Here is a 17,261-nt window from a genome sequence, read left to right as displayed (position 1 = left end):
GGCCGCTTCCTCCTCGCCTGGCTCGTCGGGCGCGCTCAGCCCTCTCCCTCCGGCTTGGCCGGCGGGGTACGCCGCGTGGCGGGACGCTTCGTGGCAGGCTTCTTCGCCGGTGCCTTGCGCGCGCCTTTAGGCTTTTTCGCTGCCGGGTTGGACGCGGTGCGCCGCCCCGGCGTGGCAGGTTTGGGCGCGGGCTTGGCCGGTTCGGCTGTGCTGCTTTCCACCTGCTCGGTCACATCCACTGGCGTAGAGGCGGCTTTGGCGTCCTTCGCCTTGCCCTTGGCCGGTTTGACGTCATTGGCGGGTTTTGCTGCCGCTGGCGTCAGGCCCGGTGCCGCACCCGGCAAGGCAAATTCGGGCACCGGCTTGCCAGTGACGCGCGAATGCAGGCGCGCCGCGAGCTTGTCGACTTCCGTGTAGGTGCCGTGGCGGCGCATGATGACGTATTGCTGCAGGATCGTCAGGAAGTTGTTCCACGTCCAGTAGATCACCAGCGCCGCGGCAAACGGCGACAGGATGAAGGTGAACACGATCGGCAGGAAGGCGAAAATGCGCCGCTGCATGGGATCGGGCGGCGGGGGATTGAGCGATTGCTGCGCCCACATGGTCAGGCCCATCAGGATCGGCCAGATACCCAGCTGGTAATCACCGATCAGCCACAGGCCGTCCACCTGGTAGGGGAGCAGGCCGAACAGATTCCACAAGGAGGTGGGGTCGGGCGCAGAGAGGTCCTGGATCCATCCGAAGAAGGGCGCGTGGCGCGCCTCCAGCGAGACGAACACCGTCTTGTAGAGCGCAAAGAAGATCGGGATTTGCGGCAGGATCGGCAGACACCCCGCGAGCGGATTGATCTTTTCGCGCTTGTAGAGCTCCATCATCTCCTGGCTCTGGCGCTGCTTGTCAGCGGCAAAGCGCTCGCGGATTTCCTGCATTTTCGGGCCCACTGCGCGCATTTTCGCCATCGAGGCAAAGGCGCGGTTATTGAGCGGGAAGAGCGGGATCTTGATGAGCACGGTCAGCAAGAGGATCGCCACGCCGAAATTGCCCGTCCACTGGTAGAAGGTGTGCAGCAGCCAGAAGAAGGGACGGGTGAAGAACCAGAAATTGCCCCAGTCCACCGCCATGTCGAGGCGGGGAATACCGGCCTCCTCCTGATAGCGCTGCAGGATCGGCACCGATTTCGAACCGGCAAACACATGCGAGACGCTGGTGATCGAGCTGCCCGGCGCAATCGTTTCGGCGGTACGCACATAGCTCGATTCAAAAATCGTCCTGCCGCCGGACTGGCGCGCCTCGAAGCGGGCGCGGATTTCACCGTCATCGCCGGGCGCCACTGCCGTCAGCCAGTATTTGGACGTAATCCCCATCCAGCCGCCCGCGCCGGTACGCTCCATGGAGCCATCGCGCTCCAGCCCGTTATACTTGCGGTCCATCAGCGAATTGCCGACCACACCGATAGGGCCTTCGTGCAGGATGAAGAAATTGGTGATGTCTTCGGGAATGCCTTCCTGGCGCACCACACCAAAGCGCGACAGCGATACCGCGTCGGCGCCGTTATTCGTCACCGTATCGGTGACAGTGAAGAGATAGTCCTCATCGACCGATATAACGCGGCGGAAGGTCAGGTCACCCGCCACATGCTCCAGCGTCACCGGGCTGGTGGGCGTCAGCGTGCTATTGCCCGCGACCTGCCAGACCGTCGACGGGCCGGGCAGGCCGGACGGCGCACCGGCAGCGCCCGTCCAGCCATCGACCGCATAATGCCCGCCGCGCGTGCCTTGCGGAGAGAGCAGCGTAACCGGCTCGTCCGATCCCACTGCCACGTCATAGCGCAGCAGGCGCAGATCGTCGAAGCGCGCACCGGTCAGCGCGATGGAGCCTTCCAGCGCATCGGTGACAATCGAAATCCGGTCAGACCGCGCCAGCGCGTCCTCGCGGCTGGTGAACCCGCCGAGCGCGGCAGGCGCATCCTCGCCGCCAAACGCGCCGGGCGTCTCATCGCCAGGTGCCGCTTCGCCGCCTTCGGCCTCGACCGCAGCTTCCTGAGCGGCGCGTTGCTCGGCCATCATCGGTTCAACGATGAAGAGCTGATACGGGATGAAGATCGCCAGAACGATCACAACGACGAGGAGGATATTGCGGGTATCACCCATGAGCGGGTCAGTCCTTCGCGGTTTTCCGGGGCCGGGACGGCGCGGCGAGGCTTAGCAATGCGCTTTTCATATCGTCAAGCAAAGCCTCCCATTCACGCGCAGCCGTGCCCGCGCGGGCGATGAACACATAGTCAGTGCCGGGCAGGCCATGGAGGGGGAGAATCTGGCGGGCGGCTTCCTTGAGGCGGCGGCGCGCCCGGTTGCGCTGAACCGCATTGCCGACCTTCTTCGAAGCGGTAAAGCCTGCCCTGGCAGGCCCCTCGGCCGGTTTGCGGGCGATCATCTGCACGACCAGGCCGGGCCGGGCGGCCGAGCGCCCGTCACGCGCACGCAAAAAATCGCGCCGTACGCGGATGCGCGCGGCGCGATTTGGATATTGCAGCGCTTTCAAAAGTGCGGCGATTAGGCCGACAGGCGCTTGCGGCCACGCGCGCGGCGGCGGGCAATGACCTGACGGCCAGCCTTGGTGGCCATACGGGCGCGGAAACCGTGACGCCGGGCGCGGACGAGTTTGGACGGCTGGAATGTACGTTTCACGGCACTGGCTCCTGAAAAGGCAAACGCGCCGGTCTCATCACGTCCGCGCTTCACGCGCGAGGGACGGGGCAAAACCCGGCGAAAATCGAGCCGCGGTAACTACCGGCGGTAGGGGCAAGTGTCAAGCGGGGGTGGGTGTGAGTGGCACGGGAAAGTCCACCTTGTAACTTTCCGCGTAAGATGAACGAATGACCCGCAGGGCCACTGCTTAGCCCTTGCTTCCATGACCGTCCCCTGCACCACCCCACCCAAGGACATGCCATGACCGCTCCCACGCCCCCCGAAGCGCCGGTAAAAGCAAAGCCGCTATGGCTGCGGCTATTGCCGGTCCTCATTCTGGTGGCGGCGCTGATCGCGGTGCTGGCAAGCGGGGTGTGGCGCGATCTCAACCTTGAGACCCTGCAGGCAAACCAGGCCGCGCTGGAGGCTTATGTCGCGGCGAACCTGATCCTGGCGGTGCTGATCTACACAATCATCTACGCGCTGGCGGTCTCCATATCGGTGCCGGGCGCGATCTGGTTCACCATCGGGACGGGCTTCCTGTTCGGGCCGATTGTCGGCACCGGCGTTGCCGTTACCGGTTCCACCATCGGCGCGACGATCATCTTTGTTGCCGTGCGCTATGCCTTTGCCGACTGGGCGCGCGCCAGGTTCGGACGCTGGGTAAAGCGCCTGCAGGACGGCTTCTCTTCTGACGCCTTCAGCTATGTGCTGATCTTGCGCCTGATTCCCGTATTGCCCTTTTTCGGCATCAATATCGCGACCGCGCTCCTTAACGTGCCGCTTCGCGCCTATGTGCTCGGCACGTTAATCGGCGTCATGCCGCTGGCCTATGTCTACGCCACGGTGGGATCGACCATTGGCCGGGCCGCTGGCGGCGTGCCGGGTCTTCTTGATCTGCTGACGCCGGAGCTGATCGCCGCCATCGGTGTGTTCGCGCTGGTTGGCTTCCTGCCCTTCATCTACAAGCGCGTCACCGGCAAGAAACCGCCTGCCGCCGGAGGAGACACCGCATGAGCCGGGAGAGCATCAAGGCAGATTTATGCATTATCGGCGCAGGGGCAGCCGGGCTGGTCACCGCCGCGGGCGCGGCCATGCTGGGCCGCAAGGTGGTGCTGTTTGAAGCGGGCGAGATGGGCGGCGATTGCCTCAATTTCGGCTGCGTACCGTCCAAGGCGATCCTGTCTGCCGCCCACGCCGCGCATAGCGTGCGCACGGCGGCAAAGCTCGGCGTCAAGGCAGGTGAACCTCAGATCGATTTTGCCGCCGTGATGGACCACGTGCGCGCCTCCCTCGCCGCCATCGAACCCAATGACAGCCAAGCGCGTTTTGAGGGGCTTGGCGTGCACGTGATCCGCGAATGGGCGCACTTTACCTCACCCGACACCGTGGAAAGCGACAGCGCCAACGTGAAGGCCAAGCGCTTTGTCATCGCCTCGGGCACCCGCGCACGCATTCCTTCCATACCGGGCCTCAGCGACATCCCCTATCTCACCAATGAGTCGATCTGGCAGCTCGATACCCTGCCTGCGCACCTGTTCATTCTGGGCGCCGGGCCAATTGGCTGCGAGCTGGGTCAGGCCTTTGCCCGGCTGGGATCTAAGGTGACCATCGTGGAGGCCGGCAAAGCCCTCGGCGCGTTCGAGCCGGAGCATGTGGACGTGCTGCGCGTCGCCCTCGCCGCCGATGGCGTGCGTCTGATCGAGGGCACCGGCGTGGAGCGCTTTTCGGGCCAAGCAGGCGCCCTCACCGCCCATCTGGCGGGCGGGGAGATGATCACTGCCTCTCACCTTCTCATCGCCGCGGGCCGTGAACCCGTCACCGGGACACTGGGGCTGGAAGCAGCAGGTATTGAGGCCGACGCGCGCGGGATTGTCTGCGATGACAAGCTGCGCACGGCCAACAGGCGCGTCTACGCGGCAGGCGACATAGCCGGCAAGGGCGCGCTGACCCATCTGGCCGGCTGGCACGGCTCTGTCATCCTCAGAAACCTCTATTACGGCCTGCCCACCAGGCAATCCTCCAGTCCCATCCCCGGATGCGTCTATACCTCTCCCGGCCTTGCCCAGATCGGCCTGACTGAAAGCCGCGCGCGCGAACAGCACGGGGACAAGGTGTCCGTCACCTCCTGGCCCTTTGCCGATAATGACCGCGCCATTGCCGAGGGCGACACGGCAGGCAGTATCAAGCTGGTCCTTGGCAAGGGCGGCAAGCTCCTGGGCGTGCATGTGGCAGGCGCACGAGCCGACGATATCGCGGCGCTGGCAGCCGTAACGATGGCCAGGGGCGGGACGGTGCGCGACCTGACCAGCCCTGTCCTGGCCTATCCCACGCGAGGCGAGGCCATCAAACGCGCGGCAGGCAAACATTTCGAGCCTGTGGTATTTGGACCCTTCGCGAAAGCGTGGGCCGGGTTATTGTCCGCGCTGCACTGATTTGCGTTTGCAATCGCGGGGGCGGCTTGGCCAAAGGGGTGATCACGGCAGGACTGGGACGCGCCGGGCGGATGATCCGGGCGGGCACCGGCTCGCTGGGCGGACGCCTGCTGGTGCTGACCATCTCCTTTGTCCTCACCGCATCCATCCTGATCTTCTTTCCCTCGGCGGCAAATTTCCGCAATAACTGGCTGGGCGAGCGGGCCAATGCGGCCCATCTGGCCGCCATCGCGGCAGAGCTTGCCGGCAATAATCTTTCCGAAGAAGCGGTACGTGAACTGCTGGATGGCGCGGACGCCATCGCCGTGGCGCGCATCACTGGCGGCGCGACCGAGCTGGTGCTGGGCGCCGATACCGGCGATGCACCCTTGCGGGAGGAGGACCAGACCCGGCGCCGCCCCTTGCGCGAGATGGCCGCGGTCATCGCGACCTTCACCGGACCGGAAGACCGGCTGATCGTGCTGACCGCCATTCCGCCGACCCGCCCTGATGAGCGCATTCTGGTCATCCTGCCCGAGGCGCCGCTGCGCGAGGCATTGATAGGCTTCTCGGCCCGGCTGTTCTGGTTTGCGCTGTTTGCCTCTCTGGTCACCGGCGCGCTGATCTATCTGGCCCTTCTGGTCCTGTTCGTGGGCCCGATGCGGCGGCTATCGCTATCCATGACGCGGTTTCAGGAAAACCCGTCCGACGCGCGCCGCGTGCTGTCGCCCGGAACGCGCCATGACGAGATCGGCGAGGCGGAGCGCGCGCTCGCCGCCATGCAGGCCGATATCCTGGCCGCCATACGCCAGCGCGAGCGGCTGGCGAGCCTCGGCCTCGCCGTCGCGCGTATCAACCATGATCTGAGGAATGTGTTCGCCTCGGCCCAGCTCGTCTCTGACCGGCTCGCCACCAGCGAGGATGAACGCACCGCCGCCATGGGCCAGCGCCTGGTGCGCGCCATCGGGCGCGGCATCCGGCTGTGCTCGGACGTGCTGGAATACGGCCGCAGCGGCGAGACGCGCCCCGATCTGCAAGCGGTCACCCTTGCCCCCCTTGTCGACGAGATCGCCGGCGAATTGCTGGGCACGGAGACGCGCATCGAATTTGACAACACCATTGCGCCAGACATCGCGGTCATGGCCGACCGCGACAGCCTGCACCGCCTGTTCGGCAATCTCGTGCGCAATGCGGCAACGGCGATGAAGGACCGGCAGGTAGCGCGCCTGACGGTGAGCGCTGAAACCCGCGGTGATGAGGTCCACATCACGTTCGCCGATACCGGGCCTGGCATACCGCAGGCCGTGCAGGCGCGCCTGTTCGAGCCCTTCTCCTCTGGCGGCGGCGAGGGCAGTACCGGGCTGGGCCTGTCCATCGCGCGCGAGCTGGCCGGGCTGATGGAGGGCCGTATCACCCTTCAGTCAACCGGACCGGACGGTACGGTGTTCGAAGTGGTACTGAAACGGGCTGACTAGGCCAGGAAGGCCGGGCGCTCTATCGCGTCAAACCGGTTGCGATGGACAAAGCGCGCGACCGAGCAATGCGCGAACTCGGCCAGCTCCGCGCCCTCAGGCAGGCGTGCCAGCCCCTCCATGCGCAGGCGCAGGCGCGCACAATGATCGCCCGGCTCTCCGGCATGGTGCTGCCAGCCGGCCAGCGCGGCCGCCACTGCCTTGCCCTCATCCTCGCCGAGATGGCGCAGGCACGCATTGATGCTCAGATCGCTGATCTGGCGGAGATCGGCCACAATCTGGATTTTCAGTACATCGCCGAGTGACCACAGCCGCATCCGCCCGCCATGGGGCCGCACGCCGTGCAGGGGCTTTACAAACCCCTGACGCTGCAGCGGACGAATAAGGCTCGCCGCATCGCCCTCCACCGCCGGCGCATGACGGCCCTCGCCCAGCAATTCGCCATCGGTCAGGACCTGGCGGGCACGCCAGTCATAGGACAATAGCGCCGACAGGGCCGACGGATCACGAAGCGCAAATTCGGCGCGTGACGATGACAGCATTTGGAAAACCCCCCGCCCGGAAGTGACCTCAACTCTCGCACCAGCTATTCACTTATTGAATTAACTGAATGCGTTTACTGAATCAATATGACACCGGGTACCTTTATATCGGGTTAACGCAAGATTTTTCATCCCGCCCATGGAGCCGGACGGCCTGTGCGCGCGTTATGAACGCACTATGTCCCGCTCCGGGCCTGTCAGGAGATTGCCCCATGCACCGAACCGCCCTTGCCGCCCTTGCCGCGCTCGGCGCGTTCACGCTCGCCGCCTGTCAGCCGCCATCGGGACGCGGGAGCGATGCCCCGCCTTTGCAAACCGTGGAGCACGTGGAGATTGACCGCTATCTGGGCCGCTGGTTCGAGATTGCCCGCTATGACCATGGATTTGAGCGCGGCTGCACCGGCGTCACCGCCGACTATGCCCGGCGTGAGGACGGCCTCATCGATGTCACCAACACCTGCTACCAGGGCGGGCTGGATGGCGAAGTTGAAACCGCCAATGGCCGCGCCCGCATTGCCGGCGAGACGGCGAACGCGCAGCTGGAGGTTTCCTTCTTCGGCCCGTTCTGGGGCGATTACTGGATCATCGATCTGGCAGACGATTATAGCTGGGCCGTCGTCTCGGAGCCTGAAGGCCGCTACCTCTGGATCCTCTCGCGGACCCCGCAAATGGACGAGGCCGTGCTTGAGGACCGCCTCGACTGGCTGGAGACACAAGGCTTCGACACCTCCATGCTCATCATGGTGGAGCAATGGGAGAGCGCAGAGGCGGTGAGGGGGTAGGTTTTCCCGCTTGCTGAAACCCCGGACACGCAGCGATCCGGGGCCCCGGCCCCCGAGCCGGGGTCCATGGCAACGCCCGATGGCTGAAAACATGTATCCCGGGTCAAGCCCGGGAACCCGGTGGCGGGGTCAGCGGGAAGTTGGCAAGGGTTTCCGCTAGCCAACACTACCGGGGTCCCCGCCCCTTCCCCTCGTCATTCCGGGCGAGCCTTTGGCGAGACCCGGAAGCCAGAGATCAAAAACGCTGGGTTCCAGATAGCGGCTGCGCCGCTTCTGGAATGACGAAAGAAGGGACTACCCCTCCACCGGCAATTCGATCTCGCCCATGATGCGGTGGGTTTCGGCGAGCACCTTGATGATGCGCTGATAATGCTGGATGTCAGCAAAGGAGAGCGCGCGGCCCTTGCGGTCTTTCAGCCATTTCTGCGCGGGCTGGTAGCCGCCTATGTAGAAGCTCCACGCAATCTCCGGCACGCCCTCAAAGCGCTGGGTCTTGTTGATCCAGACGCAGCCCGCATCGAAGGACGGCTTCTCCACCACGCTGTCGCCATCGCCCATGAAGGGATAAGGCGTCTCGCCGATGGCGGCAGGCTCCATCAGATGCAGGCGGCGAAGCTGCCCGCCCTTTTCACTTGCATGCCAGAAAATATCGGGTGAGGCGGGATACGGGATGCGGGGGAAATCGGTTTTCAGGAACTCGGCAAAAGTCTCGCGGTAATCCGGGCTGTGCAGCACGCCATAGATGTAATCGAAAATGGCGATCTCGTCCGGCTCGCCATGGGCGTCGTCCCTGGCCAGCTCACGGAGCCTCCGCCAGATTTTCGGATCGAAATTCACCCGGCGCGGCTGGTCGGGCGATCCCTCCTCCGGGTAGAGGTAGAGGGGGAAGTTCTTGGCGTTGGACGCCGTCGTCCCGGACAGGAAAATCACCTCTGAGATTACGGACGTGACGAATGCATGGTGAAATTCGCGATCCCTGATCGCGACGGGTGCAAGCAACCCGATATTTCGATGGCCTGCATATTGCTGCATCACCTCATTGCGTGGATAGCAGATGAAGCCGCGCGAATTGCCCGTGTAATAGGTCCAGCGCGTATCGAAGGGGCGGTAGGCAATCGGGACCAGACGGTCTTCGGAGAAATTCTTCTTCACGTCCGCCTGCGCCCAGCCAACCTGCCAGTCGCGCACATCCTTGCCGAGCTGGTATTTGTCACGCGCGTCTTCCACCGGCAGGGCGGCAAAATCCTGCACCCGCCGCCAGAGTTCAGCTCTGTCTATTTCGATGGTGAGTGCGTCGCGCGCGGTGACGATGCCCACCGAATTGACGGGCATCAATTCCTGCACGCCGAAGCCTCGCAGATAGGTTTCCTCCAGCGCGTAATCGCGCCGCGTCATCACGTAATGCGGGGCTCGAACACTGAGCGACTTGAAACGCCTTGCTTTCAGCCCGGCCTTTTCAAGCGCTTTGTACTTGCCACTGCGCGTGCCCCACAGATCGCCGTGGAAGACCTTTGCCAGCTTCTTGTCCTTGCCAGCCCTGCCTTTCTTCACCGCAATGATGATCGCCACGCCCTGCTGTATGTCGAAGACATTCTTGTCAGCCGAGCCGTCGGGCGAGACTTCCTTCTTCTTGGCATTGCCATGCAAATCCAGCACGTAGATGGCGTCAAACGTGTTCAGCAAATGCCAGCGCATGCCCCGGAAGGTGGGGTTATCGAGATAGCCGTGATTGGTGATGAAGCCGAGAATGCCCTCGCCATTCTTCTTGATCATGTGCTCGCCAAAACGGATGAACTTCACATAGTCATCATTGATCCATTTCGGGTTGCGCTCTTTCAGCTTTTCCTTGCCGCCCGGCTCCTTCTTGTAGGCGTCCATCAGGCCCATGATCCACGCGCCCTTGTTGGCGCTCTCGCCCGAATAGGGCGGGTTGCCGATCACGCACATGATCGGCATGTCGCGCTTGATCGCACTCGCGCCCTTCGCTTCGCGAGTAAACCATTCAGCGAACAAGGTTTGTTCCACCCGCTCACCCTCTTCCAGCGAATTGGTGAGATAGACCGACAGGCGCGGCGGCTCGCCCGACGGCGTATAGCCCATCTCGGTCAGGATCATGTCCAGCTTCATGTGGCACATGGCGTAAGAGGCCATGAGAAGCTCGAACCCGTGAATGCGCGGGATCAGCTCTGTCTCCACATAGGATGACCAGTGGCCGGGGGCGGAGGCCTTCACCCGGGCGCCGATCTGCTTGATCACTTCGGCCAGGAACGTGCCGGTGCCGGTGGCGGGGTCGAGAATCTGGACGCGATGGACATCTTTTATTTCAACGGATCTTTTCCCAGATTTTTTGATGTGGCCCCTTTTCGTTGTCTCTTTCTGGCCAGTTTCCAACTCAACTCGAATCTTCGAAGTGTCGGCAAGGCCATCGGCCAGACCGAACTCGCTCTTGAGCACCTCATCGACCGCCCGCACGATGAAATTGACGACCGGCTCTGGCGTGTACCACACGCCTCTGGCCTTCCTCTTGGCCGGGTTATAGGCGGCCAGGAAGGTTTCGTAGAAATGCAGGAACGGGTCGTTCTGGCCGGTCAGCCTGCCGAAATCGGCCATGATTTCATTGAGATTGCAGGCGAGGAAAATCTTGGTCAGGTCATCGATGATCCACGCCATGCGGTCATCGAGATCCGGCCCCGCGATATAGCCGAACAGGCGGCGCAGGAAGGGATTGGATTTCGGTAAGAGCTCCAGCGCTTCCTGACGGCTGAACGTATCGAGCGTCTGGTCATGCAGGCGCGCGGCAAACAGCCCATAGGCAATCGTCTCGGCATAGATGTCGGCAAAGTCAGCCGCCGTGATGTCGTGGATCAGATGTTCCTGAAAGGCGCGGTATTGCGCCGTGAGGTCCGTGTACGCATCGCGCTCCAGATCGGCGACCAGCGCCCGGCCCATCACATCCTTGATCAGCACGGCCTTGGCCGCCATCAGCTCGGCAAGGCGCTTGGACGAGGTGATGGTGCGCGGCGTCTGCGCCACGAAATCCTTCAGCTGGGCTTCCAGCTCTGCGAAGGCTTCGGGCTTTGGCTGCAAACCCATCAGCATTTCGCCAATGGAGATGGAGCGGATCAGCTCACCTTCGCGATAGAACTCGAAATCGAGCCCGTTCGTGTAGAGAAGATTGGTGAAGCCTTTGAGATAGCGCTGCTTCTGCTCGACGCTATAGCCCTTCAGGCCCTTCAGATCGGTGCCGACATCCTTCGCCTCGCAATGGCCGACCGGCACATCGCCGCGCATGAAGATGAAGTCCGGCGCGCCGATGGCCACGCGCTTGGGTTCGTTGGTGACGCTGATCCTGTCATCGAGCGCGCTGAACAGCTCATAAAGCGCCGGGCGATAGCTGTGCTCGGTCGCCTGCCCGCCTTTGTACGTCGCGGCGATCTTCTCGAAATAACTGGCAATCACACTCATGGCCCGCGCGCGTCTCCCCTTACCCCCGCACGCTAGCCGTGTTGGGGCGGGAGGGGCAATCTTGTCTTACGCAACGCATCCCCCGGTCGTAGCCGGGGGCAGGCCGCGTTGCGATATTCCGCGAAAAGTCGCGGGCGCGCGTTCGCGCTTTTCAGGCCGCTCTGCGGCCTGCAAGGCCGACCGGCCGCCGGGCACTTTTGCCCGCAGCGACACGCGGATGCGTGGAGCATCAAGTGAAGATAGGCCCCGGCTCGGGGACCGGGGCCCCGGTGGAGAGGGCGGTGGTAAATCCGGCAGAATTATCGAAAGCGGAACACAAGCCGGGGCCCCGGTGGAGAGGGCAGTGAAAAACCTTGAAAATTTCTGATGGGGTTCAAGCTCCGGGGTCCCGGTCCCCGAGCCGGGACCCATAAAACCTTGCAGAAACGCGAAATCTGACTGACCCTCCGGCGATGTCGGCCTATGTCTATATCCTCGCCTCGAAGCGCCACGGCACGCTCTATACTGGCAGTTGCGCCAATCCGGCCGAGCGCATCGCCCTGCACCGCATCGGCAAAGGGTCTGAATTTGTCTGGAAGTACAAGGTTTTCACCCTTGTCTATCTGGAGCATTGCGGCACCACCCATGATGCCATCGCCCGCGAACGCAGCATGAAACGCTGGAATCGTGAATGGAAGGTTGCCCTCATCGAGGCGCACAATCCCGGCTGGCACGACCTATACCCGGAACTGAATGATCTGATGGTGTTTTGAAGATAGGCCCCGGCTCGGGGACCGGGGCCCCGGTGGAGAGGGCAGCACCCCCACCCCCTACCCGAAATCGACCTCGTCTTCGGGGTTCTGGTTTTCCTCGTCCGTTGCGCGGCGGAAGGGTCCGGGATAGCGCGGGTCGGTGCGCCGGCGGCGGTCGGGTCCGAAATAATTGCCCGACTTGATAAAGCGGCGCGGCCGCTCGATCAGCGCCACCATGCGGTTATAGAGATCGACCGGGCGCACCGGCTTGGCCAGATACTCGTTCACACCCGCATTGATGGCTTCCATGATGCGGGTGCGGTCGGTATGGCCGGTGACCATGATGATGGGCAGATACTTGTTGGGACTGTCCGAGGCGGTGCGCACCAGGCGGGTAAACTCCAGCCCGTCCACATCGCCCAGCGCATAATCGACCAGCGCCACGTCGGGGTTGGCCGAGCGCATGGATTCAAACGCGTCCGCCGCATCGCGCACCTCGATTACGGTGCGCACGCCGAAGCCCTGCAGCACCTTGCGCAGGATCGTCGACATGTGCGCGTTGTCCTCAACGATAAGGACCCGCACGCGTTCAAAACTGCCTGACATGCTCCGCCCGATGGATTCGCGACTGGTATCGGCCATTGTGCACCCGCAGCGTTAATCAAAACTTGCGGCACTGGTGCAACAGCACCCTCGCTTTCACAGCCTGCGTGTTGCATATATGTTCTCATGGTGAAACTGACCCGCGACGATACCGCCTACGCCCCGCCGGAAGAGGCCGCCAGCCCTGGCGGCGTGTCCGATATGGGCCAGGCGGCCTTCACGCGCGATGCGGTGCCTGCGGGCATCCACGATGCGCTGAAACTGCCCGCCAACTGGACGCCGCACAGGCCCGACCGGCCCGACAAGTCCGAGGGCGGGCGGGTGTTCGAGGTCGTCAGCGATTTCCAGCCCATGGGCGACCAGCCCGCGGCCATTAACGAGCTGGTGGAGGGGCTTGAAGGCTCCGAGCGTGATCAGGTGCTGCTGGGCGTCACCGGTTCCGGCAAGACCTTCACCATGGCCAAGATCATCGAGGCGACGCAGCGCCCGGCCCTGATCCTGGCGCCCAACAAGACGCTCGCCGCGCAGCTTTACGGGGAGTTCAAGAGCTTCTTCCCGAACAATGCGGTGGAGTATTTCGTCTCCTATTATGACTACTACCAGCCCGAAGCCTATGTGCCGCGCACCGACACCTATATCGAGAAAGAGTCCTCGATCAACGAGGCCATCGACCGGATGCGCCACGCCGCGACGCGGGCCATTCTGGAGCGCGATGACGTGATCATCGTGGCGTCGGTCTCCTGCATTTATGGCATCGGCTCGGTGGAGACCTACACCGCCATGGTGTTCGACCTGAAGGTCGGCGATATATCCGATCCGCGCGAGATCATGCGCCAGCTCACGAGCCTGCAATACACGCGCAATGACGCCGCCTTCACGCGCGGCACGTTCCGGGTGCGCGGCGATGTGCTGGAGATATTCCCCGCCCACTATGACGCCAGAGCCTGGCGGATCAGCTTCTTTGGCGACGAGATCGAGAGCATTGCCGAGTTCGACACCCTCACCGGCAAGGCGGTGGCGGCGCTGGAGAAGGTGCGCGTCTACGCCAACTCCCACTATGTCACCCCGCGCCCGACGCTCAATCAGGCGATTACCCATATCAACGCGGAGCTCGCCGAGCGGCTGGAATGGATGGAGGCCAATGGCAAGCTTCTGGAGGCCCAGCGCCTCGCCCAGCGCGTGCAGTTCGATATCGAGATGATGGAGGCCACAGGCAGCTGCAACGGTATCGAGAACTATTCGCGCTATCTGACGGGCCGCAAGCCCGGCGAGCCGCCGCCCACCCTCTTTGAATACATCCCGGAAAACGCCCTCGTCTTCACCGATGAGAGCCATGTGACGATCCCGCAGCTCGGCGCGATGTACAAGGGCGACTTCAGCCGCAAGCGCACGCTCGCCGAGCACGGCTTCCGCCTGCCCTCCTGCATGGATAACCGCCCCTTGAAGTTCGAGGAATGGGAGGCGATGCGCCCGCAGACCATCCACGTCTCGGCCACCCCCGGCAGCTGGGAGCTGGACAAGACCGGCGGCGTCTTTACCGAGCAGGTGATCCGCCCCACCGGGCTTATCGATCCGCCGGTGGAGGTGCGCCCCGTCGCGAAACAGGGCTTCAGCCAGGTCGATGACATTATCGAGGAGGCGCGGGCCACGGCCGCTGCCGGGTATCGCACCCTCGTCACCACGCTCACCAAGCGCATGGCCGAAGACCTCACCGAATACATGCACGAGCAGGGCCTGAAAGTGCGCTACATGCATTCGGACGTCGACACGGTGGAGCGCATCGAGCTGATCCGGGATTTGCGCCTTGGCGCCTATGACGTGCTGGTGGGCATCAACCTGCTCCGCGAGGGGCTGGACATCCCCGAATGCGGGCTGGTGGGCATTCTCGATGCCGACAAGGAGGGCTTCCTGCGTTCCGAAACGAGCCTCGTCCAGACAATCGGCCGCGCGGCGAGGAATGCCGATGCGCGCGTCATCCTCTATGCGGACAGCGTGACCGGCTCCATGCAGCGGGCGATGGACGAGACGGCACGCCGCCGCGACAAGCAGATCGCCCATAACGAAGCCCACGGCATCACCCCGCGCACGATTGTGCGCGGCATTTCCGATGTGCTCGAAGGCGTGATGGAGAAGACGGCCGCCGGCCGTGGCTCGCGCGGCCGCCAGCAGGGTCACGATCGCTTGACCGCCCGTGAGGAACAGGCAAAGTTCGAACCCAACAACCTCAAGGCGGTCATCGCCGACCTTGAAAAACGCATGCGCGAGGCCGCCGCCAATCTCGAATTCGAGGAAGCGGCACGGCTACGCGACGAGATCAAGGCGCTGGGGGAGTAGGGGAAGCGCCTGCTCTTTACAAGAACATTTGCGGAACATATGGTGCTTTTCGTTAACGAATTCGTCTGCGTGTAGGTAGAATCGTTAACCAAATGCGATTCTTCTTCGCTCAAGCGGGACGGCATCATGGCGAGCAAATATACGGCAATCGACTTGTTTTGCGGCGCTGGCGGCCTTTCTGAAGGGCTTCGCCAAGCTGGCTTCCATGTTCTCGCGGGCAACGACTACGATGCTGCTGCCGGAGCGACCTTTGCCCATACCCACCGCGAGGCCAAATTTCTTCCGGGCCCTATTCAGGACATTGATGCGGAAGATTTTCTTCGAGCGGCAGGCTTGAGAAGGGGCGAACTTGATTGCCTCGTAGGCGGTCCACCTTGCCAGGCATTCAGCGTCTACAACCACAAACGTGGCATGCACGACGCACGGAGCCAGCTTTTTCACGAGTATCTTAGGCTCGTGGATGGCCTCCATCCGCGCTGGGTGGTCATGGAGAATGTCACGGGCATTCTCTCGGCTGGCAATGGTGCAGCCGTCGATGCGATTATCGATGGCTTGAAGAAGCTTGGCTACAGCAACGTTGAACATCGGACGCTCAAGGCTGAAGAGTATGGCGTTCCGCAAGAGCGCCGTAGGGTGGTGTTTATCGCAAATCGCGTAGGCGCACCGATCATTTGGCCTGAGCCGACACACGGGCCGGGCAGGCTGCCATTCAACACGATCAAGGATGCAATTGGTGATCTGCCGCTACTCGAGAACGGCGAAGATCAAGGTGTGACGAACTACGCTGCAGAGCCGTGCAGCCACTTTCAGTATCTGGTGCGCGATGGATCGAATGGAGTTCTCAACCACGCGGCCCCGCGCTTGTCGTCCATCAATATCGAACGGATGCGCCATATTCCGCCAGGCGGCAGCTGGCGCGACATTCCATTCGAGCTTTTGCCGAACGGAATGAAAAAGGCTCGCCGTTGCGACCACACCAAGCGGTACGGGCGAATGAAGTGGGATGGCCTCTCCTGCACCGTGCTGACCAAGTGTGACGTGCATTGGGGAGCTTACATCCATCCCGAGCAAAACCGTTCGATTAGTGTTCGAGAAGCGGCTCGGCTGCAGTCATTTCCTGACTGGTTCGAGTTCTTGGGTTCAAAAACCGAACAATATGTCCAGGTGGGCAACGCGGTTCCGCCCCTGCTGGGCCGCTGCATAGGCGAAGCGATTTTGAAAGCAGATGCTTATTTCGGGTCCACTGAAAAGTTAGTCGCGGCCGAATAATGCTGATTTCTGAAATTTTTGGTTTTGGAGTAGACGACCAAACCCCGAAAGCGCGCTCCTCGCGCGGCCAGAAGCTTTGCCCATTTAGAAATTCCGCCTGCACGAAGGCCAGTAAGTCCGATCCAATCGGTATTTGCTCATTGTCCGACGGCAACACAGCCGCATCTCTTTGCCCGGTCCGCTTTCTGGAAGGCGGAAAAATTTTCCGCGATGCCGCCCGCATCGCTTTCGGCGAAGGAGCAGAGTTCGCTGTATTTCCGGAAATCCGTATTCTCAAAATTGCCAACGAAGGCAAAAAGACCCGTAAAATTGGAAAAGTAGACTTTCTAATTGGAAGAATAGAATCGGATAAAATATCAGATTTTGCAGCTATCGAGGTTCAAGCAGTTTATTTTTCCGGCGGCGAAACGAGGTCGCCTATGAATTACTACCTGGAGCATGGGCAACTGGACATTTCAAACTCAGACCGTCGCCCTGACTTTCGTTCGTCCGCGCAGAAAAGATTGGCACCTCAGCTTCAGTTGAAGGTTCCTGTTTTCCGCCGATGGGGAAAGAAGTTCTTTGTGGTCGTGGATAGCCACTTCTTCTCGCACCTGCCAACATTCAAAGAGACCACCGCCAGCAATAGCGAAGTTACGTGGCTCAGTTACCCAATAAAGAAATCAGGCAACAACTACTCTCTGGCAAACGCTGATATTATATATTCAGAATGGGATGAAATTCAAACATCACTGCGAGAAGGAACGCCGCCGGAGCCAAGCGAAATTATTCTCGAGCTCCAAACGAAGCTGAACTCGAAAAATCCGCCTCTGAGAATACAGAGCTAAATACTATTTAGTATGGCAATTAGGCGAGCAATGAGCGCAACCATCTACGTTATTGTAGTGCTTCTTCGCCTCTTTCACAGCGCCGTGGCAATCCGAATGCCATCCAAGATCGATCTGATTTGACGTAGCTGGCGC

14 protein-coding genes are annotated in these 17,261 nt (G+C 62.1%); 8 read left to right on the top strand and 6 right to left on the bottom strand.

Features of this window, described 5'->3' with window-relative positions; genetic code table 11:
* Positions 1–35: 35 nt before the first annotated feature.
* The 3 genes from yidC to rpmH are packed head-to-tail and all read right to left on the bottom strand — an operon-like array spanning position 36 to position 2,687.
* On the bottom strand, positions 36–2,150 hold the full coding sequence (gene yidC, locus IEV75_RS02215; RefSeq protein WP_188450901.1) for a membrane protein insertase YidC: 2,115 nt from the start codon (positions 2,148–2,150) through the stop codon (positions 36–38).
* 7 nt (positions 2,151–2,157) lie between these two features.
* A complete protein-coding gene (gene rnpA / locus IEV75_RS02210) occupies positions 2,158–2,532 on the bottom strand; it encodes a ribonuclease P protein component (protein WP_188450942.1) in 375 nt (124 codons plus the stop codon).
* 20 nt (positions 2,533–2,552) lie between these two features.
* A complete protein-coding gene (gene rpmH, locus IEV75_RS02205) occupies positions 2,553–2,687 on the bottom strand; it encodes a 50S ribosomal protein L34 (RefSeq protein ID WP_188450900.1) in 135 nt (44 codons plus the stop codon).
* Between the two features lie 261 nt (positions 2,688–2,948).
* Between rpmH and IEV75_RS02200 the strand changes: the two genes are divergently transcribed.
* The 3 genes from IEV75_RS02200 to IEV75_RS02190 are packed head-to-tail and all read left to right on the top strand — an operon-like array spanning position 2,949 to position 6,576.
* Complete coding sequence (locus IEV75_RS02200; protein WP_188450899.1) at positions 2,949–3,704, top strand: TVP38/TMEM64 family protein; 756 nt, start codon at positions 2,949–2,951, stop codon at positions 3,702–3,704.
* Entirely contained in the window at positions 3,701–5,122 is a 1,422-nt protein-coding gene (locus IEV75_RS02195; RefSeq protein WP_188450898.1) for a dihydrolipoyl dehydrogenase family protein, read from the top strand. Before IEV75_RS02200 ends, IEV75_RS02195 begins: the two co-directional genes overlap by 4 nt.
* 26 nt (positions 5,123–5,148) lie before the next feature.
* Complete coding sequence (locus tag IEV75_RS02190) at positions 5,149–6,576, top strand: sensor histidine kinase (RefSeq protein ID WP_188450897.1); 1,428 nt, start codon at positions 5,149–5,151, stop codon at positions 6,574–6,576.
* Here the strand turns inward: IEV75_RS02190 and IEV75_RS02185 are convergent.
* A complete protein-coding gene (locus IEV75_RS02185) occupies positions 6,573–7,115 on the bottom strand; it encodes a hypothetical protein (protein ID WP_188450896.1) in 543 nt (180 codons plus the stop codon). The two genes, IEV75_RS02190 and IEV75_RS02185, sit on opposite strands and share 4 nt — an antisense overlap.
* 212 nt (positions 7,116–7,327) lie before the next feature.
* Between IEV75_RS02185 and IEV75_RS02180 the strand changes: the two genes are divergently transcribed.
* Entirely contained in the window at positions 7,328–7,897 is a 570-nt protein-coding gene (locus tag IEV75_RS02180; protein WP_188450895.1) for a lipocalin family protein, read from the top strand.
* 294 nt (positions 7,898–8,191) lie between these two features.
* Here IEV75_RS02180 and IEV75_RS02175 read toward each other — a convergent pair whose 3' ends face one another.
* Positions 8,192–11,362, bottom strand: coding sequence for a type ISP restriction/modification enzyme (locus tag IEV75_RS02175; RefSeq protein WP_188450894.1), 3,171 nt, complete (start codon positions 11,360–11,362; stop codon positions 8,192–8,194).
* Between the two features lie 452 nt (positions 11,363–11,814).
* Between IEV75_RS02175 and IEV75_RS02170 the strand changes: the two genes are divergently transcribed.
* Entirely contained in the window at positions 11,815–12,114 is a 300-nt protein-coding gene (locus tag IEV75_RS02170; RefSeq protein ID WP_188450893.1) for a GIY-YIG nuclease family protein, read from the top strand.
* Positions 12,115–12,171: 57 nt separating this feature from the next.
* Here the strand turns inward: IEV75_RS02170 and IEV75_RS02165 are convergent, their stop codons facing one another.
* Positions 12,172–12,735 carry a response regulator gene (locus IEV75_RS02165; protein WP_233351714.1) on the bottom strand — a complete coding sequence of 188 codons (564 nt, stop codon included), beginning with the start codon at positions 12,733–12,735 and terminating at the stop codon, positions 12,172–12,174.
* Positions 12,736–12,897: 162 nt separating this feature from the next.
* Between IEV75_RS02165 and uvrB the strand changes: the two genes are divergently transcribed.
* The 3 genes from uvrB to IEV75_RS02150 all read left to right on the top strand — a co-directional run bounded on the left by uvrB (position 12,898) and on the right by IEV75_RS02150 (position 17,126).
* Positions 12,898–15,030, top strand: a complete 2,133-nt coding sequence (uvrB, locus tag IEV75_RS02160) for an excinuclease ABC subunit UvrB (protein WP_188450940.1) — start codon at positions 12,898–12,900, stop codon at positions 15,028–15,030.
* Between the two features lie 126 nt (positions 15,031–15,156).
* Complete coding sequence (locus tag IEV75_RS02155; RefSeq protein WP_188450892.1) at positions 15,157–16,299, top strand: DNA cytosine methyltransferase; 1,143 nt, start codon at positions 15,157–15,159, stop codon at positions 16,297–16,299.
* A complete protein-coding gene (locus IEV75_RS02150; protein ID WP_188450891.1) occupies positions 16,299–17,126 on the top strand; it encodes a NotI family restriction endonuclease in 828 nt (275 codons plus the stop codon). The genes IEV75_RS02155 and IEV75_RS02150 overlap by 1 nt, the downstream gene beginning before the upstream one ends.
* Positions 17,127–17,261: the final 135 nt, after the last annotated feature.

It is taken from the genome of Glycocaulis albus (assembly GCF_014639075.1).
Lineage (GTDB): Bacteria > Pseudomonadota > Alphaproteobacteria > Caulobacterales > Maricaulaceae > Glycocaulis > Glycocaulis albus.
This window is presented reverse-complemented; position numbering and strand designations above follow the sequence as displayed.